Origin of the sequence: Lactobacillus kullabergensis (assembly GCF_000967195.1) — a bacterium.
Classification (GTDB): domain Bacteria; phylum Bacillota; class Bacilli; order Lactobacillales; family Lactobacillaceae; genus Lactobacillus; species Lactobacillus kullabergensis.
Genome location: NZ_KQ033871.1, coordinates 1,113,828 through 1,133,827, shown reverse-complemented (window position 1 = coordinate 1,133,827; position 20,000 = coordinate 1,113,828). Strand labels below are relative to the sequence as shown.

The window sequence follows — 20,000 nt, the reverse complement described above, 5'->3', positions numbered from 1 at the left end:
TTGTGAAAGGTATACTTATCTTTTTAGTAGTATTTGGAATATTAGTTTTTGTCCATGAATTCGGGCACTTTATTGTTGCTAAAAAGTGCGGCATTTTAGTGCGTGAATTTTCTATAGGTATGGGACCAAAGCTTTTCCAAGTTAGACGCAATCCAACTACTTACACTATTAGGTGGCTTCCCTTAGGTGGATATGTCCGTTTAGCAAGTAAAGATGATGAAACTGATTTAGCAGCAGGGATGAGAGTAGTTTTGCAGCTTAATCAACAGAAAGAAGTTTTAAAAATTGATGCCTCTGAATCAGATTTACCGATTGAAGGAATACCATTACAAGTAACGGCATTTGATTTGGTAGATAAACTTTTTATTTCTGGATATGAAAATGGTGAAGAAGATCGATTAGTTACATACAAAGTCAATCATGATGCAACGGTTATTGATCGTTCAAAAACTGAGTTAATTATTGCACCACGTGATACACAGTTTCAAGAAGCCAATGTGTGGCAGAAACTAGCTACCAATATTGCTGGACCATTAATGAATATAATTCTAGGTTTTGTCGTTTTTTTAATTTGGACATTTACTGTTCCAGGTCCTGCAACTACAGAAATAGCTGAAGTAACACCTAATTCACCAGCTGCTGTTGCAAAAATTGAACCGGATTCAAAAATTGTGGCTCTTAATGGTCACAAAATAACGTCCTTCGAACAAATTTCGGAAGAAATATCTCAGAATAAAAGTAAAAAAATTAATATTTCCGTTATCAAAAATAAGCAAAAAAAAGTGGTAAGCGTTCAACCGAAAGTTGTTAAAGTTCAAGGCCAAAAAGTATACCAAATCGGAATTAGAGCAAAAAGTGATGAGAGCATCGGTGCTAAATTTAAACGTGGTTGGAATACAGCTGTTTCTACTACTGGAATGATTTTCAATGCAGTTGGTGGCTTATTCCGTCATTTTAGTTTAAATAAACTTTCCGGGCCTGTGGGCATTTATTCTCAGACATCACAGGTTTCGCAAATGGGTTTTACCTATATCTTGGCCTTTTTAGCCATGATTTCAATTAACTTGGGAATAGTGAATCTAATTCCTATACCTGGTCTTGATGGTGGTAAGTTTTTGCTTAACCTTATTGAAATAGTTCGTGGTAAACCAATTTCTGAAAATCATGAAGCCATGGTGGAATTGATAGGTTTCGGCTTACTGTTAGTGTTAATTATTGCTGTAACGGGAAACGATATTTACCGTTACTTTATTAAATAAAATATAAATTTGGGAGAGAGTTTAAATGCGACAATCTAAATTATTTATGCCGACTTTAAAGGAAGCACCAGCTGATGCTGTAGCTGAAAGTCATAAACTGATGCTGCGAGGCGGATATGTTCGTCAGGTTACGGCAGGCGTTTATGCATATTTGCCTTTAGGGTACCGTGTTCTAAGTAAAGCTGAACAGATAATGCGTGAAGAAATGGCAAAAATCAACGTGCCAGAAATGGCAATGCCGGATCTTTTACCTGCCACTTTATGGGAAGAATCAGGCAGATGGCAAAAATATGGTCCGGAAATGTTTAAACTTAAAGACAGACATGGTCGTCAAAGTCTGCTAGGACCAACTCACGAGGAAACATTTACTGATATTGTCGCAAAAGATTTAAAAAGTTATAAACAAATGCCGATAGCTCTTTTCCAAATTCAATCAAAGTTTAGAGATGAAAACAGGCCTCGTTTCGGTTTATTGAGATCACGTGAATTTATCATGCTTGATGCTTACAGCTTTGCGGCTACTAAAGAACAGCTTGATCAACAATTTGAGAATGAGAAAAAGGCTTTTACAGCTGCATATCACCGTTGTGGCTTAAAAGTTACTCCGGTTATTGCTGATTCAGGAACTATGGGTGGCAAAAATTCAACTGAATTTCAAGCTCCAGCTGCCATTGGTGAAGATACCATTGCTACGAATGAAACAGGAACATATTCAGCTAATCTAGAAATGGCTTGCAGTATTGATACGTTCAAGCAGGAAGAGGAACCGTTAAAACAAGTTGAAGAAGTAGCTACACCCGGTCAAGAGAGTATCTCAGACTTAGTTAAATTTTTAAATATTCCGGCAACTAGAATTATTAAGAGTGTGCTTTACGTTGCTAATGAAAAAGAAAATATCCTAGTCTTAATCCGTGGTGATAAAGAAGTCAATGAAGTAAAATTAAAACATTTACTTGATGTTGACTCACTAAGAATCGCTACTGATGAAGAATTGGCAAACATAAGCGACGTTGGCAAAGGTAGCGTTGGTCCGATTAAAGCAAATTGGGCTGATAAAGTAGTAGCAGATAATACTGTTAAAAATCTTTATAATGTTGTTGTAGGTGCAAATAAATCTGGTTACCAAATTAAAAATGTGAATTTAAATCGTGATTTTACTCCAGACATATTCGGTGACATTCGTGTTGCTAATGAAGGTGAGCCAGATCCAATTGATCATTTACCATTAAAATTCACAACTTCTATTGAGGTAGGACACATTTTTAAACTGGGAACTTATTATACAAAAACTATGGGTGCAAATTTCCTCGATAAAAATGGTAAAGCTCAACCTGTTATAATGGGTTCATATGGTATTGGGGTTACAAGAGTTTTATCTGCTGTGATTGAACAGCATTTGACTAAAAATGGCGTGGCGTGGCCTAAAGAAATTGCACCATTTAGCCTGCACATTGTGCAAATGAAAATGAAAGATCAAGGTCAAACGAGTTTAGCTCAAAAACTTGAAGAAAAGTACAGTGCTAAGTATGATGTGTTGTATGATGATCGTAATGAACGGGCAGGAGTTAAGTTTGCTGATGCTGACCTGCTGGGAGCTCCAGTGCGAGTGACAGTTGGTAAAAAAGCCAGTGAAGGAGTAGTCGAAGTTAAACGGCCTACTGATGAAAAAGCAACTGAAATGACAGTGTCCGAGTTAGACGATTTTATTAATAAAGAGTTAGGATAATTTTCGTGACTGATAAAAATAAACTATTTTTAAGGTTATTGGAGCAAATCAAGTTTCCGCAAGAATTTGCAGATAATGATTTGTTGCAAAAGGGCGAAATTGAGAACGTGGATGTTTACGCTAAAGAACACAGGTGGGATATCCATGTTCTTTTTACTACACCCCTAAAATTTGAAACTTTTAATGCTTTAAATAAGGCTATAACTGCTAGTTTTTCCTCTTTCGTCAATATTCATTTGTATGTTCGCTCTAAGGATGGAGCAGATGATTATTTAACTGACTATTGGCAGTTCGCGGTGCAAAATTCTCAGGCTTTGCAACCAGTGGCACGAGAATTTATTTCTAGTCATAAGCCTAAAAAAGAAAATGGCCGCTGGATTATTCCGGTTGATAATTTAGTGGTTGATGGACTGCTCGAGCAAAAAATGCTTGATGAACTTGCGGAAGAAATGAGGAATTTTGGTTTCTTTAACTTGAAGTTTGTAACTGAAATTGATGATGAAAATTCCAAAAATAATTTAGCCAGTCTTCAAGAGCTGCAGGAACAACATGAGCAAAATATGCAGGAAGAATATGATGCAGCTCCACCACAAGAAAAGCCAAAACCAGCAACCTATCCCACAAAAAAGACTCGTTATGGCAATCGCAAATTGGATGATAATTTACCTGTAACTCAAATTAAGGAAGTAATTGATGGAAGTAGAAATATTGTAATAGAAGGCAATATTTTTAATATTTCGAGTAGAGAATTAAAAAATGGTTCAATTATATTTACAGGTGAAATAACTGACTATACTGATTCAATTTCATTTAAAAAGTTTGTTTCCGATAAAGAGCAAATTGAAAATATGACAAAAATCAACCCGGGAACTTGGGCTAAAATGCAAGGATCAGTAGCTGAAGACCAGTGGAGTCATGACACTGTTTTTAATATTTCTTGTTTTGAAATTGTAGAGCATGTTGGCAGAACTGAAAAATATCAGGGTGATGAAAAAAGGGTCGAGCTACATTTACATACAAATATGAGTCAGCTTGATGCTACAAATACCGCAACTGACTTTGTCATGGCTGCTAAGAAATTTGGTCAAAAAGCAATAGCTATTACAGACCATGCTGATGTTCAAGCCTTCCCTGAAGCGTATAACGCAGGTAAAAAGAATGGCGTCAAAATAATTTACGGTTTAGAAGCAAATATGATTGATGATCATGCTTTACTGGTTCTTAATCCAGCTTCAATGACATATAAGGATCGTGAATTTGTTATTTTTGACGTTGAAACGACAGGGTTATCATCCGTTTACGATACCATTATTGAAATCGGTGCTGTGAAGATGAAAAATGGGGAAGTTTTGGAGAGGTTTGATAAATTTATTAATCCCCATCATCCGTTAAGTGAACAGACAATTAATTTGACTTCAATTACTGATGAAATGGTAGGAGCAGCTGATGATGAGGCTGTGGTTATCAAGCAATTTCAGGATTTTTATGGTGACCGTCCCCTTTGTGGTCATAATGTTCAGTTTGATGTTGGTTTTGTCAACGCAGCATTGAGAAGAGCAAAATTAGATGAAATTACCCAGCCGGTAGTTGATACGCTAGAAGTATCACGGTTGCTTCATCCAGAACAAACCAGACATACCTTAGATTCTCTGGCCAAAAAATATAATGTTGTCCTCGAGCATCACCATAGGGCTAACCAAGATGCTGAGGCAACAGGCTATTTAATGTTTAAGCTCTTGGATGCCTTTACTAAAAAGTATCACGAAGATAATTTAGGTAAAATGAACGATTATGCTGCTCAGGGTCAAGTGTTTAAGAGAGCACGACCACAACATATGACTATCCTAGCTAAAAATCAGGCTGGTCTTAAAAATATGTACAGACTAGTTTCTATTGCAAGTACCGAGGATTTTTATCGTATTCCCCGTACGCCCAAATCAGATTTGGTTAAGAATCATGAAGGCTTGCTATATGGTTCTGGATGCTCTGAAGGCGATGTTTTTGTCGCAATGATGCAAAAAGGTTATGACGAAGCTCGTAAGAAGGCACGCTTTTATGATTATCTCGAAATTCAGCCACCAGCAAATTATTCAATTATGATTGAAGATCATTTGATTGCTGATGAAAAAGAACTTGAAGAAATTCTGACAAATATTTACAAATTGGGTAAAGAATTAAATAAACCAGTAGTTGCCACAGGAGATGCACATTATCTGGAAGAACATGATGCTATATATCGTACGATTTTGATTTCGGCTCAACGCAGTAATCCTGACAGAAACAAAAAACAACCCGACATGCACTTTTACACTACTCAGGAAATGCTAGATGCCTTTAGTTTTTTAGGTGCAGATATTGCTAAAGAAATAGTAATTACAAATCCTAATAAAATTGCTGAATCAATTGAAGAAATTTCGCCTATTAAAGATGGACTTTATCCACCTCACATTGATAATGCTGATGAAGAAATGAAGCGTTTGACTTTTGACAAAGCACATGAGTTATATGGGGATCCGTTGCCAAAGATTGTTCAAGATAGACTTGATATGGAACTCAATTCAATCATTTCCAACGGTTATGCGGTTATTTATTTGATTTCGCAAAGATTAGTGGCTAAGTCTAATAAGGACGGCTATTTAGTTGGTTCACGTGGTTCTGTTGGTTCAAGTCTGGTCGCTACAATGTCCGGTATAACCGAAGTCAATCCATTGGCACCTCATTATCGTTGTCCAAAATGTAAGTATTCAAAATTTTTCGAAAACGGTGAATATGGGTCTGGATATGACTTGCCAGATAAAAAATGTCCTAAGTGTGGAGCTGAACTAGTTAAGGATGGGCAAGATATTCCTTTTGCAACGTTTTTGGGATTTCACGGTGACAAAGTTCCTGATATCGATTTGAATTTCTCGGGTGACTATCAGCCGGTAGCTCATAACTTTATTCGAGTAATGTTTGGTCCCGATAATTCTTATCGAGCAGGTACAATTGCCACTGTTGCTGATAAGACAGCTTACGGTTATGCTAAACACTATGATGAAGAAAAAGAATTGAATCTGCGTAGTGCTGAACTTGATCGTTTAGCAGCTGGTGTCAGTGGAGTTAAAAGGACTACCGGTCAGCATCCTGCAGGTATTGTTGTCGTTCCCGATGATATGGATATCTATGACTTCACACCCGTACAATATCCTGCAGATGATGTCAATGCTGCGTGGTTGACAACTCATTTTGATTTTCATTCCATTCATGATAATATCTTGAAATTTGATATTCTAGGTCACGATGATCCAACTATGATTAGAATGTTGCAAGACCTTTCTGGTGTTGATCCTTTAACAATTCCACCCGATGATCCAGGAGTAATGTCGCTTTTTTCAAGTCCTAAAATTTTAGGTGTAACACCCGAGCAAATTCAATCAGAAACTGGTACTTTAGGCGTACCCGAATTTGGTACAAAATTTGTACGAGGGATGTTAGAAGAAACAAAGCCGACTACATTTTCCGAGTTACTGCAAATTTCTGGCTTATCCCACGGTACTGATGTCTGGTTAGGAAACGCTGAAGAGCTTGTTAATAACGGCACTTGCAAACTGAAAGATGTTATTGGTTGTAGAGACAACATCATGATGGACTTGATTCACTGGGGAGTTAAACCCGAAGTAGCGTTTTCAACTATGGAATCAGTTCGTCATGGTCGGGGAATAAGTGATGATGATATGGCAGTTCTACAGAAAAATGATAAAATTCCTGACTGGTATATTCCGTCTTGTCTCAAAATCAAGTATATGTTTCCGAAAGCTCATGCGACGGCTTATATATTAATGGCTTTAAGAATTGCCTGGTTTAAAGTTTACTATCCTGAAATTTACTACACTGCCTATTTCTCAGTACGTGCTGATTTATTTGATTTAGTAGCTATGAGTCATGGTAAAAACACGGTAAAAAAGGCGATGGCTGATATTCAAAATCAAGGAAATGATGCGTCTGCCAAGGATAAGAGTCTTCTTACAGTCTTAGAAATTGCCAATGAGTGTTTGGAGCGTGGTATTAAAATAAAAATGGTTGATATTAATCAGTCTGAGGCCACTAATTTTAAAATTATTGATCAGCATACAATTTTAGCACCGTTTAATGCAGTTCCTGGTCTGGGAAATAATGCAGCCAAACAAATTGTTGCTGCAAGAACTGAGCAGAAATTTTTGTCAAAAGAAGATTTGGCAAACCGTGGAAAAGTATCCCAGTCAATTATGGATTATTTAGAGAATAATGAAGTTCTAAATGGAATGCCGGAGCAGAATCAACTTTCACTCTTTTAAACTTTTGCAGTATTAATATAAATGTGATATACTTTTTAAAGAAGTTCGAATAAATAATTCGGAGTGAGCGCTTGTGCTCACTCTTTTTATTACGGAGGAAAGTACTTGGCGAAAGTTAAAGATTCTGTTCTCAAAGAAATTAAACCAATTATTGCAGAACGCAAAGATGAGTTTATTGATATAGAATACGTTAAAGAAAAGGGTCAAAACTATTTAAGAATTTACGTTGATCGAGAAAATGGTATTGATATGGATGAAATTGCAGGGTTAAGTGAATTATTATCTGAAAAGCTTGATCAAATACAACCTGATCCATTTCCTGATCCCTATATTTTGGAAGTTTCTTCTCCTGGTATTGAAAGACCAATAAAAAATAAAGCTGATTGGGAAAAAGCTTTAAATGAGTATGTGCATATAAAACTATACCAGAAAGTTGAAGGTGAAAAAGAATATGAGGGAACTTTAAAATCTTATAATGACAGCGAAATCGAACTTGAAGTAAAGATAAAAACTAAAAAGAAGGTTTTATCACTTCCCCGTAAAGCAATTGCAGGCATTCGTTTCGCAATTGAGTTTTAGAAAGGTTGATTAAAATTTATGTCTAAGGAAATGCTTGAAGCGTTCGCTACACTCGAGAAAACAAAGGGTATAAAGCAAGACGTAATTGTTGAAGCAATAAAAGCAGCGCTGGTTGCAGCATATAAGAAAAATTATAATCAGGCAACGAATGTAATAGTTGAATTTGATGAACGTAAGGGTGACTTTAAGCTAATGACTGAAAAGACTGTCGTTGAAGAAGTTCATGATGAACGTTTGGAAATCAGTTTAAAGGATGCTCTGACAATTAATGGGGCTTATGAACTTGGTGACAAAATTCGTTTCGAAGTTGCACCTAAAAATTTTGGTCGGATTGCTGCACAAACTGCTAAACAAGTTATTATGCAACATTTACGGGAGGCAGAGAGAAATCATATTATTGATGAATACTCACAGTATGAAGATGAATTAATAACGGGCACTGTTGAAAGACGTGATAATCGTTTCGTTTATGTTAAAATTGGTAATGTTGAAGCAGTAATGCCACGTAACGATCAAATGCCTGGTGAAAGCTATAATCCCCAAGATCAGATCAGGGTTCTAGTTACTCATGTTGGTTCAGATTCAAAAGGTGCTCAAATTACGGTTTCACGTACCGCACCTGATATGGTAAAGAGATTATTTGAACAGGAAGTACCTGAAATTTATGATGGGACTGTTGAAGTGGTCTCAATTGCTCGTGAAGCAGGAGACAGAACCAAAATTGCAGTGAAGTCCAATGATCCTAATATTGATCCGGTAGGAACATGTGTTGGACAGCGAGGTGCTAGAGTTCAGAATGTGGTCAATGAACTTGACGGTGAAAATATAGATGTAGTTAAATACGAGGAAGATCCGTCAGATTACATTGCTAATGCCTTGAATCCTGCTGAAGTGATTGCTGTTCAATTTGGAGATGAGGACGAGGAAAAAAGTGCTTTGGTAATTGTTCCGGATTATCAATTGTCACTTGCCATTGGTAAAAAAGGACAGAATGTACGTTTAGCTGCTAGATTAACAGGTTATAAGATAGATATCAGACCAGAATCTGAAGTAGAATTTGTTGATGAAAGCAGTGATCAAGCTGAAAAAGAAAACGAAGAAGCTGAAACTAATAATTTAGCTGAAGATGGCTCAAATTCTTCACAAACAAACAGCGATTTTGCTGAAAGTGAAGAATCAGACAAAGAGCCAACTTCTGAAGATACTGACTCAGAAGATGAGCATCAAGAAAACGTTACTGACAGTAAAACGGTAGATTCTACTGAAAATTAAAGCAAGAGGTGAAACTTTTGAAAAAAAGAAAGATTCCAATGCGAAAAGATTTGTTAACTAATACTATGCAGCCCAAAAAAGAGTTGGTACGCATTGTAGTCGACAAAGAAAAGAATATTTCAGTTGATCCTACTGGTAAAAAACCTGGTAGGGGAGCATATGTTTCTCTTGATCCAAGTCAGATCAAAAGTGCTCAAGAGAAAGGCTTAATTGAGCGTAGTTTAGGAACTACAGTGCCTAAAGAGTTTTACCAAGAGCTTTACTCATATGTTGACCATCAAAAGGCAAGGAAAGAATTGTTTGGTGATAAATAAATTTGCAAAATAGACAAAAAGCACTAAATTTGTTGGGATTAAGTCAAAAAGCCGGAAAATTAGTTTCAGGCACTGAACTTGTTTCCATTGACGCAAAAGCCAAAAAGGTAAAACTAATTATTTTAGCCCAAGATAGTCATGCAGATACTACTGCAAAGATCTATAAAGTTGGGGAACAAAATAATATACTTGTTATTAACAAATTTACTAGTAATGAAATTTCTCAAGCGATCGGAAAAAAGCGAAAAGTTTTAGGAATTACTGACACTGGTTTCTGCAAAGCATTGTTACAAAAAATAGACGAAGGAGTGTGATTTGATGGCTAAAACAAGAATTTATGAATTGGCAAAAGAATTAGGCATCGATAATAAAACTGTGGTCAACAAGGCGAAGGACTTGGGACTTGATGTTAAAAATCATATGTCATCACTTGAGGATTCACAAGTAAATCAATTAAAAGATAGTTTCCGTAGCTCCGCTCCCGCGCAAAAGCAAGAGAAACCCGCAAAAAGGAGCAGTAAAATCAAAATTTCCGTTACCTCAATTCGTAAAAGCGAAAAAAAGCATGAGGAAAAAAATGGTAACAAGAACAACAAGAGAGGCAACAACTTTCACCGATCTAACAATAATAGATCAAGGCAGGCTCAAGATCGCTATAAGCAACATACTAGCCCAAGTCAAAGGACTTCAAAGCCGGTAGCACAAGACTTATTAAAGCAATTGAAACAAAAACAGCGTGTTGATGAAAAGAAATTAAATCGTCAAAGTGAGATTGTCCAGAAGTCTTATGATGAAGACAAAACCACTGTCAAAAAATCTTCTGGAGAAGATAACAAGAATGTTTCAAAATCAGAAAATAAAGTTGTTAAAGTCGAGACTACAGCTCCTAAGGTAACTGGACCTAAAATAATTAAGCCTTCGCCAGCCAGAATGAAGAATACACAAAAGGCAAGTCCAGTTAATAAACCTAAAGCTTTAGATACAAATGCTGCACCTGAACCTGCAAAAGAAGAAAAGCGTCGTGGTAATGGTCACGGTCGCAATTCTGGTAAACCTGGCAGAAAAGGTAAAAATCAAACTTTTGGTACCAATAATTACTCAAAGCATCAAGAAAAGCGTAAACGCAAGAATAAGAAAAAGCAGTTCGAACAGGTACCAAAGAAACAGCCAACCCAGAGAAAAGAACGTCCGTTACCGGAAACACTGGTGTACGAAGTTGGTATGAATGCTCAAGATTTGGGCAAGTTGCTGCACCGTGAACCTGCTGAAATAGTTAAGAAACTATTTATGTTAGGTGTGATGACTAATCAAAATCAGTCACTTGATAAAGATGCAATAGAATTAGTTGCTGCTGAATATAATATCAATGCCAAAGAAAAAGTTCATGAAGATATATCTGACATTGATACTCTTTACGACAAGAGAATGGCAGCTTCTATGAAATCTAAGCATCAAATTAAGCGACCACCAGTTGTTACAATCATGGGTCACGTTGACCATGGTAAAACAACTTTGCTTGACCGATTGCGTCATACTCATGTTTCTGCTCATGAAGCTGGTGGTATTACACAGAAAATTGGTGCCTATCAGGTAAGAGTAGATAATAAGCCAATCACATTTTTAGATACGCCTGGACATGCGGCATTTTCTAACATGCGTGAACGTGGTGCTGAAATCACCGATATTGTTGTACTGGTTGTAGCTGCAGACGATGGAGTTATGCCACAAACTGTTGAAGCCATTGACCATGCTAAAAGTGCTAAGGTACCAATCATTGTCGCAATTAACAAAATGGATGTTCCTGGTGCAAACCCTGAGCATGTTACTGAACAGTTAATGAAATACAATTTGATTCCGGAAAATTATGGTGGTGACACTATTTTTGTAAACATTTCTGCCAAAACTGGTGAAAATGTTGATGAACTTTTACAAATGATTCTCTTACAAGCAGATGTCATGGAACTACAGGCGGATCCTACGCAAAAGGCAATTGGGACTGTTATTGAAGCTCGCCTTTCCCGTGGCCGTGGCCCAGTTGCTGACCTTTTGGTTCAACAAGGAACCCTAAAAGTAGGTGATCCTATTGTTGTCGGTAATCGCTTTGGTCGTGTCAGAGTGATGACTAATGATCGTGGACGCCAGGTAGAAAAAGCTACACCATCAATGCCAGTTGAAATTACTGGATTGAATGATGTGCCCGAGTCAGCCGATAAGATAGTTGTCTTTGATGATGAAAAGACTGCAAGAAGCGTTGGTGAACAAAGAGCACAACAGGCTTTACAACAATCTCGTGAAAATGTCCAACATGTTACTCTTGATAACTTGTTTGACACGATGAAAAAAGAAAACATGAAAGAAGTAGACGTTGTCTTAAAAGCAGATGTACAAGGTTCAGTAGAAGCTTTACAACAATCGCTTGAAAAGATAGAAGTCGAGGGCGTTCGTGTTAATATCATTCATGCGGGTGTAGGAGCAGTAAATGAATCGGATGTTACATTAGCCGGAGCTTCGAATGCCTTTATTATTGGCTTTAATGTCCGTCCAACCGCTACTGCTAAATCTCAAGCTGAAGCAGATGGAGTAGATATTCGACTATATAGTATTATTTACAAGGCAATTGATGATGTTAAAGCTGCTATGAAGGGTATGCTTGAACCAACTTATGAAGATAAAGTTGTTGGTAATCTGACTGTACGTGAAACTTGGAAAGTTTCTAAAGTTGGGACGATTGCTGGTGCATTTGTTGATTCCGGATACGTATCAAAAGATTCTGCAATCAATTTGATTCGTGATGGGGTTGTGATCTATACCGGAAAAGTTGCGTCACTCAAACGGTTTAAAGATGATGCCAAGATTGTTAAGCAAGGATTCGATTGCGGTTTAACCATTGAGGGCTATAATGACATCAAGATTGGTGACGAAATGGAAGCCGTAGAAAAACAGGAAGTTAAGCCTGAATAAATCAACTGGGAGAAAGCATGAAACACAGAATAGGTCGTGTTGAAGGAGAAATCCTCCGTGAATTAACGAAAATTTTACGAAAAAATATTCGTGATCCACGAGTTAATGATGTAACAATTACAGCGGTTGAATGTACAAATGACTTATCATATGCTACTGTTTATTACAGCATTCTTTCTGAAGATTCTAAAAAAGAAGAAGAAGCTGCTGCTGGTTTAAATAAAGCTAAGGGATTGATGAGGCATTTGTTGGGGCAAGTCCTAACTGTATATAAAGTACCAGAGTTGATTTTTAAACGAGATAATTCAGTTAAATATGGTAGTAAAATTGATCAGTTAATCGCTGAAGTAAAAAAGCAGGATGCAAATCGCAATAATTAAGAAAAGCGCTGTGAGGCGCTTTTTTCATGATTAGGTAATAAAAAATGTTAAATGGTATTTTAGTGATAGATAAGGATAAGGGCATGACAAGCGCAGACGTTGTCTATCATTTACGCAAAGCGCTGCATATTAAAAAAATAGGCCATGCTGGTACCCTAGATCCTGACGTTACGGGAGTGCTACCAATTGCAATTGGTCAGGCCACAAAATTGATTGAATTGATGCACGAGGAAAACAAAAAATATGTAGGTCAGGGAATTTTTGGCTTTGCCACTGATAGTTACGATATTAGTGGCAAAAAAACAGAATTTAAAAAAATAACTAGTAAAATTAAACACCATCAAATTCAAAAAGCTATGCAAGAGTTTGTGGGCAGTATAGAACAGGTACCACCTATTTATTCGGCCGTCCGAGTAAATGGCAAGCATTTATATGAATATGCGCGAGCAGGTATTAAAGTTGAAAGGCCAAAAAGACGGGTTGAAGTTTTTTCTTACGATCTTACAAGTGAACCTGTTTTTGATAAAGAAAATGGTCAAGAAGCTTTTGATTTTAAAATTGAATGCAGCAAAGGAACCTATGTTCGCTCTTTAATAAATGATTTGGGAACAAACCTTGGTGTGCCGGCAGTAATGAAAAATTTGCGGCGCACTTCTAGTTCAGGCTTTGATATAGATCAAGCTGTTAAATTGAATGAAATTTCAGAAAATCCAGATATGGTAAATGAATTGCTTCAACCAATTGACTCTTTTTTTACTAATTATGCTCATGAGGATATTGATACAGATCTGTGGGCCAAAGTTAAAAATGGAGCAACGATTTCTCTGAAAACGAATGCAAAAAAAGTGGCATTAGGATACAATAATAGAGTTAAGGCAATTTATCAAAAAGATGGTACCATGTATCGCCCTTATTTAATGCTTTTACAAAATGAATAAGTGAATGAAGGTCTTATTATGGAAATTATCCATTTAACTTACCCGTTTAAGGAAAATATTATTCCACAAAAGATAATCCTTGCTTTAGGATTCTTTGACGGTGTTCATCGTGGTCATCAGGAATTAATCAAAATCGCAAAAGAAAAAGCAATTCAAAAGCATTTACCATTAGTAGTAATGACATTTGATCGACATCCTAAAGAAATTTATCAAAATAAAGAAGTCAGCTATATAGATACATTGTCTGAAAAAGCTTATAAGATGCAGGAACTAAAAGTTGATTTTTTGCTTGTGATGCATTTTAATGAGGCATTTAGCAAACTGACTGCACAGGAATTTGTAGATAAAATTATTGTTAAATTAAATGCTGATACAGTTGTAGCCGGCTTTGACTACACTTATGGTCCCAAAGAGATTGCCAATATGAAAAATTTCCCTAAGTTTGCTAAGGGAAGATTTGCTATTATTGATGTTCCAAAACAGTCTTATGATGGCCAAAAAATTGGCTCTACGGAAATAAAAAGGGCCATTACCAGTGGAAATATGGAATTGGCCGCTAAATTATTAGGGTTTCCGTATGTCATGTCCGGTAAGGTCGGGCACGGTTTACGTAATGGCCATAAACTGGGTTTTCCTACAGCAAATCTAGTTTGGTCTCAAGACAAGGTGGTTCCTAAAATTGGAGTATACGCTACTAAAACCAAGATTAAAGGCAAGTGGTATGACTCAATGACAAGCGTGGGTTATAACGTAACTATTAATGAGGGTAAAAAGCTTTATATTGAATCGAATTTATTTGGATTTAATCAAGAAGCCTATGATGAAGAAATGGTAATTAAATGGTATAAGTATACTCGTGGCGAAATTAAATTTGATAACTTAAAAGAATTAAAAAAACAAATGAGTGGTGATGAGGCAGAAATCAAAGCTTATTTTGCCGGCATTGGTTAATTTCAATTTTAAAGGGGATAAGCGTTTTTTTGTAAAAAAGTTAGCACTCAACTTGACATTCTGCTAAAAGCTAGTATCATATTAATTGTTAGCACCTAATAAGTTTGAGTGCTAAAAGTGAGGGCGATATTTATGTTGACCGAACGTCAAGAATTAATTTTAAAAACAATTATCAATGATTTTACGCAGACACATGATCCTGTTGGGTCTAAAACAGTCATGAATCAGTTACCTATTAAAGTTTCAAGTGCAACTATTCGTAACGAAATGGCGGTTTTAGAAGAAAAAGGCTTGATTGAAAAAACTCATTTGTCAAGTGGTCGAGTACCTTCAACAGAAGGCTACCGTTACTATCTTGACAATTTAGTTGAGCCTTTACAGATTTCATCTTCTGTTTATAAAAGAATTATTAATCAGCTTGATCAGCCGTTTCATCAAGTTAACGACATCGTACAGGAAGCTGTTAAGATCTTATCTGACCTAACAAATTACACTGCATTTGCGGAGGGGCCTGAGAATAGTGATTTAACTATTACCGGATTTCGTATAGTACCTTTATTTGGCAGACAGATTATGGCTATTCTTGGTACCAGTGATGGCGATGTTCATGACCAGGTTTATAACTTACCATACAATATTCATGGTGATGACATTGAACGTGCCGTTCGTATGATTAACGATGAATTAGTAGGAAAGTCGCTAGATCAGGTTACACCTGAGTTTCTTAAGAAGACTTTAGGACAAAAGCTTAAAGTTGCTCATGTGTCTGAATTAATAGATTTAGTTGAAGATGTGATCAGTGATGCTGCCAGCGAGCAAATGTATGTCGATGGTCAGATTAATTTGCTCAATAATATTTCTTTGAGTGACGTTTCTAATTTGCGGTCATTATATGAAATGATTGAGCATAATGACTTAATTTCTAGTATTTTGGATAACAGGCAAAACTTAAAAAGTGACAGATATCCAGTTCGGGTAAGTCTAGGGTCTGAGTTATCAAATGATTTGTTAAAGGATTATAGTCTGCTTACGGCAGAGTACAGCGTTGGTCCTCACGGAAAGGGCATAATTGCTTTACTTGGCCCTGATAATATGCCGTATTCTCAAGTGATAGGATTGCTTGAATATTTCAGAAATGAGCTATCTAAAAAGTTGCTTGATTATTATGGTAGATTTAAATAAAGGAGGTTAGCCGTGAGTAAAGAAGAAATTAACAGTAAAAATTCAAAAAAAGAGCAAAAAGAATCAACTGAATCGAAAGAAGTTAAAAAGCATTCTCAAGCTAAGGCTAACGAAAAAAAGAAGTCCGAACCTTTGGAAAGCAAACTGCAACACAATTTGACCCAGTTGCAAAAAGAAAAAGATGATTTAGAAGATAAGTACTTGCGCAGTCAAGCTGAAATGCAAAATATGCAAAATCGCTACAATAATGAAAGAGCGCAACTTATTAAATATGAATCACAATCTTTAGCTAAAGATGTTTTGCCAGCAATGGATAATTTAGAAAGAGCTTTGGCAACAAAGGTTGATGATGAAGCATCAAAGCAGCTTAAAAAGGGAGTGCAAATGACACTTGATTCTCTGGTTAAAGCCATGAAAGATCATGGAATCAGTGAAATCACTGCTGAAGGTGTAAAGTTTGATCCTAATTTACACCAAGCTGTCCAAACAGTTGAAGCTGAAAATGAAGATCAAAAAGATCATGTTGTGCGGGTTTTGCAAAAAGGATACTTGTACAAAGATCGTACTTTAAGACCAGCGATGGTTGTTGTAGCACAATAATTGAAAGGAAGCATATCAATGTCAAAAGTTATCGGAATTGACCTCGGAACTACCAACTCGGCAGTTGCTGTTCTTGAAGGAAAAGAGCCAAAAATTATTACCAATCCAGAAGGAAACCGTACTACACCTTCAGTAGTTGCTTTCAAGGATGGAGAAATTCAAGTCGGTGAAGTCGCAAAGAGACAGGCTATTACTAATCCTAATACTATTTCTTCAATTAAGCGTCATATGGGTGAAGCTGATTATAAGGTCAAGATTGGTGATAAAGCATACACTCCTCAAGAAATTTCTGCCATGATTTTACAATATATCAAGAAATTCTCTGAAGATTATCTTGGTGAAAAGGTTACTGAAGCAGTCATTACAGTTCCTGCATACTTTAACGATGCTCAGCGTCAAGCTACTAAGGATGCCGGTAAAATTGCAGGCTTAGACGTTAAGAGAATAATTAACGAACCAACTGCATCTTCACTTGCATATGGCCTTGATAAAGATTCTGAAGATGAAAAAGTTCTGGTTTATGACCTTGGTGGTGGTACCTTTGATGTTTCTGTTTTGCAATTAGGTGACGGAGTCTTCCAAGTACTTTCAACTAACGGTGATACTCACCTTGGTGGCGATGACTTCGATAATAAAATTATTGATTGGCTGATCAAGAACTTTAAAGATGAAAATGGTGTTGACCTTTCTAAAGATAAAATGGCTTTACAAAGGTTAAAGGATGCCGCTGAAAAAGCTAAGAAAGATTTGTCTGGTGTGTCTTCAACTCATATTTCATTACCATTTATTTCTGCTGGTGAATCTGGACCATTACATTTGGAAGCTGATTTAACTAGAGCGAAATTTGACGAATTAACTGCTGATTTAGTTGATAAGACAAAGATTCCATTTGACAATGCATTGAAAGATGCTGAATTAACAGTTAATGACATTGATAAAGTTATTTTGAATGGTGGTTCAACCCGTATTCCTGCTGTTCAGGATGCAGTTAAGAAGTGGGCTGGTAAAGAGCCTGATCACTCAATTAACCCAGATGAAGCTGTTGCTTTAGGTGCAGCAATTCAAGGTGGAGTTATTTCTGGTGATGTTAAGGACGTAGTTTTACTTGATGTCACTCCTCTTTCTTTAGGTATTGAGACCATGGGTGGCGTATTTACTAAGTTAATTGAAAAGAATACGACAATTCCAACTTCAAAGAGTCAAATTTTCTCTACTGCTGCAGACAATCAACCGGCTGTTGATGTTCACGTTTTGCAAGGGGAGCGCCCAATGGCTGCTGACGATAAAACATTAGGTCGTTTTGAACTAACAGACATTCCTGCCGCTCCACGTGGTGTTCCTCAAATTCAAGTTACATTCGATATTGACAAAAACGGCATCGTTAATGTTTCTGCTAAAGATATGGGAACCGGTAAAGAACAAAAGATTACCATCAAGAGTTCATCCGGTTTATCTGACGAAGAAATCAAGAAGATGCAAAAAGAAGCTGAAGAACATGCTGAAGAGGATAAGAAGAAGAAAGAAGAAGTTGATCTTCGTAATGAAGTCGATCAATTAATCTTCTCAACTGAAAAGACTTTGAAGGATGTCAAAGGCAAGGTATCAGATGATGATACTAAGAAGGTTCAAGATGCACTTGATGCTTTGAAGAAGGCTCAAAAGGACAACAACTTGGATGAGATGAAGTCCAAGAAGGATGAATTGTCTAAAGTTGCCCAAGACTTAGCAGTCAAATTGTACCAAGCTAATGGTGGGGCTCAAGGTGCACAAGGACAGGCTGGACCTCAAGCAGGACCACAAAATCCTGGTTCCCAAGATGGCAATTCAGGTAGTGGTTCCGCAGGTGAAGGCGAGTTTCATAAGGTAGACCCAGATAAGTAAAGGGTTTATAATTGAATAAATTAGAAAAGAACTGCCAAAAAGTAGTTCTTTTCTTTTGTAAAGTTAAGGAGCTTATAGATGGCACAAGAAGATTACTATAGCGTTCTGGGTGTTGATCGCAATGCCAGTGATAAGGAAATTACCTCTGCTTATCGTAAACTTGCCAAAAAATACCACCCTGATTTAAACCATGAACCGGGTGCTGAAGAAAAGTATAAGAAGGTTAATGAAGCCTATGAAGTTTTACATGACCAGCAAAAACGAGCACAATATGATCAGTTTGGATCGGCCGGGGTTAATGGTCAAGGTGGCTTTGGTGGTGCAGGTCAAGGATATAGTGATTTTGGTGGCTTTGGTGATTTTGGAGATATTTTTAATGATTTCTTCGGTGGTGCAACAGGAGCTAATCAGCGCCGCGCTAACCCGACAGCACCAACTCGTGGTGAAGACTTAGACTATACTTTGTCCATTGACTTCATGGATGCTATTACCGGCAAAAAGACGCAAGTTTCTTACACTAGGAGCGAAACTTGCCCAACTTGCAAAGGGAATGGGGCAGAAAAAGGCACACACCCGATAACTTGTGATAAATGTAATGGTACTGGTTATATGACCATCACCCAAAAATCTATGTTGGGAGTTATTCGTCGTCAGACAGTTTGTGATAAATGTAACGGTAAAGGCGTAATTATCGAGCATCCTTGCCAAACTTGTCACGGCAAAGGCGTAATTGATGGCAAAAATACTATTGAAGTTAATATTCCTGCCGGAATAGATAATGGACAACAATTACGTTATGAAGGCCAGGGAGAAGCGGGTAAAAATGGTGGTCCTTATGGTGACCTTTATATCAGTTATCGTATTAAGCCATCAAAAGATTTCGAACGCAAAGGTACTACTATTTATACTACTGTTCCAATCTCGTTTGCCCAGGCAACTTTAGGCGATGAAATTAATGTTAAAACCGTACATGGAGAAAAGAAATTAAAAATTCCTGCTGGTACACAGCCTAATAAAGAATTTACTTTGCGTGGCGAAGGTGTTCCATATTTGCGTGGCAATGGTAAAGGTGATCAAATAACCACTGTTCAAGTACAGATTCCAAAGTCAATCAATGAAAAGCAGAAACAGGCTTTGGTTGATTTTGTCAAAGCCGGTGGTGGGTCAATAACACCACAGGAAAAAGGATTCTTTGAGAGATTAAAAGAAAAATTGCAGTAAAATTTAATGTTTTATTCACCCTAAATGATTGTCTTCTAAAATAGAGAAATATGAAAAAGGGAGAAATATGATGTTGAGTTGCCCAAAAGGTTATAAATACTGGTGTAAAAATGGATCTGACTTGACTATTAAACCTGACGCACCTTGTTGGGTAAAAAAAGAATTCAAAAATTATATTAGGCTTTTTAAAGAGAATGGCAAGCCAGATAAAAATGGCATTATAAGATATTATTAGTATTAATTGAAAGTTTAACTAAAGGACTAATTCTTCAAATTTGATGGGATTAGACCTTTAAGTTCGGGAAAATGATTTTTTGTGGGACTAATTGAATATTTAGTGTCATCAATTACCAAAGTCTAGTTATAAAGAATAAATAATACCAAGACAAAGAAGAAAATGTATATGAAAAGACACTGAGCAGT

At 36.8% G+C, this 20,000-nt stretch carries 15 protein-coding genes; all 15 read left to right on the top strand.

All coding sequences use genetic code 11. The annotated features are described in order from the left end of the window. Window positions 1–2: 2 nt before the first annotated feature. The 15 genes from rseP to dnaJ all read left to right on the top strand — a co-directional run bounded on the left by rseP (window position 3) and on the right by dnaJ (window position 19,577). A complete protein-coding gene (gene rseP, locus JF76_RS05830) occupies window positions 3–1,259 on the top strand; it encodes an RIP metalloprotease RseP (protein WP_045928211.1) in 1,257 nt (418 codons plus the stop codon). 25 nt (window positions 1,260–1,284) lie between these two features. Then, window positions 1,285–2,985, top strand: a complete 1,701-nt coding sequence (locus JF76_RS05825; RefSeq protein ID WP_045928210.1) for a proline--tRNA ligase — start codon at window positions 1,285–1,287, stop codon at window positions 2,983–2,985. A gap of 5 nt (window positions 2,986–2,990) precedes the next feature. Beyond that, window positions 2,991–7,298: a PolC-type DNA polymerase III gene (locus JF76_RS05820; RefSeq protein WP_045928209.1), complete on the top strand. Its 4,308-nt coding sequence runs from the start codon at window positions 2,991–2,993 to the stop codon at window positions 7,296–7,298. Between the two features lie 105 nt (window positions 7,299–7,403). Next, window positions 7,404–7,877, top strand: a complete 474-nt coding sequence (rimP, locus tag JF76_RS05815) for a ribosome maturation factor RimP (RefSeq protein ID WP_045928208.1) — start codon at window positions 7,404–7,406, stop codon at window positions 7,875–7,877. A gap of 18 nt (window positions 7,878–7,895) precedes the next feature. Continuing rightward, on the top strand, window positions 7,896–9,149 hold the full coding sequence (nusA, locus tag JF76_RS05810) for a transcription termination factor NusA (protein ID WP_045928207.1): 1,254 nt from the start codon (window positions 7,896–7,898) through the stop codon (window positions 9,147–9,149). Window positions 9,150–9,166: 17 nt separating this feature from the next. Beyond that, window positions 9,167–9,463: an RNase P modulator RnpM gene (gene rnpM, locus JF76_RS05805; protein WP_109586395.1), complete on the top strand. Its 297-nt coding sequence runs from the start codon at window positions 9,167–9,169 to the stop codon at window positions 9,461–9,463. Window positions 9,464–9,465: 2 nt separating this feature from the next. Then, entirely contained in the window at window positions 9,466–9,777 is a 312-nt protein-coding gene (locus tag JF76_RS05800) for a L7Ae/L30e/S12e/Gadd45 family ribosomal protein (RefSeq protein ID WP_045928206.1), read from the top strand. 4 nt (window positions 9,778–9,781) lie between these two features. Then, entirely contained in the window at window positions 9,782–12,424 is a 2,643-nt protein-coding gene (infB, locus tag JF76_RS05795) for a translation initiation factor IF-2 (protein WP_045928205.1), read from the top strand. Window positions 12,425–12,441: 17 nt separating this feature from the next. Then, window positions 12,442–12,804, top strand: a complete 363-nt coding sequence (locus tag JF76_RS05790; RefSeq protein WP_045928204.1) for a ribosome-binding factor A — start codon at window positions 12,442–12,444, stop codon at window positions 12,802–12,804. A 44-nt stretch (window positions 12,805–12,848) separates the two neighbouring features. Then, entirely contained in the window at window positions 12,849–13,742 is an 894-nt protein-coding gene (gene truB, locus JF76_RS05785; protein ID WP_045928203.1) for a tRNA pseudouridine(55) synthase TruB, read from the top strand. An 18-nt stretch (window positions 13,743–13,760) separates the two neighbouring features. Beyond that, window positions 13,761–14,693, top strand: coding sequence for a riboflavin biosynthesis protein RibF (gene ribF, locus JF76_RS05780; RefSeq protein ID WP_045928202.1), 933 nt, complete (start codon window positions 13,761–13,763; stop codon window positions 14,691–14,693). Window positions 14,694–14,825: 132 nt separating this feature from the next. Next, entirely contained in the window at window positions 14,826–15,875 is a 1,050-nt protein-coding gene (hrcA, locus tag JF76_RS05775) for a heat-inducible transcriptional repressor HrcA (RefSeq protein WP_045928201.1), read from the top strand. 12 nt (window positions 15,876–15,887) lie between these two features. Beyond that, complete coding sequence (gene grpE / locus JF76_RS05770) at window positions 15,888–16,475, top strand: nucleotide exchange factor GrpE (protein WP_045928200.1); 588 nt, start codon at window positions 15,888–15,890, stop codon at window positions 16,473–16,475. A gap of 18 nt (window positions 16,476–16,493) precedes the next feature. Further along, window positions 16,494–18,356 carry a molecular chaperone DnaK gene (gene dnaK, locus JF76_RS05765; protein WP_045928199.1) on the top strand — a complete coding sequence of 621 codons (1,863 nt, stop codon included), beginning with the start codon at window positions 16,494–16,496 and terminating at the stop codon, window positions 18,354–18,356. Between the two features lie 78 nt (window positions 18,357–18,434). Then, window positions 18,435–19,577: a molecular chaperone DnaJ gene (gene dnaJ, locus JF76_RS05760; protein ID WP_045928198.1), complete on the top strand. Its 1,143-nt coding sequence runs from the start codon at window positions 18,435–18,437 to the stop codon at window positions 19,575–19,577. Window positions 19,578–20,000: the final 423 nt, after the last annotated feature.

Coding starts and splice junctions, on each gene's coding strand:
- JF76_RS05825 (WP_045928210.1), top strand. CDS start 1,285: ATGCGACAATCTAAATTATTTATGCCGACTTTAAAGGAAGCACCAGCT.
- nusA (WP_045928207.1), top strand. CDS start 7,896: ATGTCTAAGGAAATGCTTGAAGCGTTCGCTACACTCGAGAAAACAAAG.
- infB (WP_045928205.1), top strand. CDS start 9,782: ATGGCTAAAACAAGAATTTATGAATTGGCAAAAGAATTAGGCATCGAT.
- JF76_RS05790 (WP_045928204.1), top strand. CDS start 12,442: ATGAAACACAGAATAGGTCGTGTTGAAGGAGAAATCCTCCGTGAATTA.
- truB (WP_045928203.1), top strand. CDS start 12,849: ATGTTAAATGGTATTTTAGTGATAGATAAGGATAAGGGCATGACAAGC.
- ribF (WP_045928202.1), top strand. CDS start 13,761: ATGGAAATTATCCATTTAACTTACCCGTTTAAGGAAAATATTATTCCA.
- hrcA (WP_045928201.1), top strand. CDS start 14,826: ATGTTGACCGAACGTCAAGAATTAATTTTAAAAACAATTATCAATGAT.
- dnaK (WP_045928199.1), top strand. CDS start 16,494: ATGTCAAAAGTTATCGGAATTGACCTCGGAACTACCAACTCGGCAGTT.
- dnaJ (WP_045928198.1), top strand. CDS start 18,435: ATGGCACAAGAAGATTACTATAGCGTTCTGGGTGTTGATCGCAATGCC.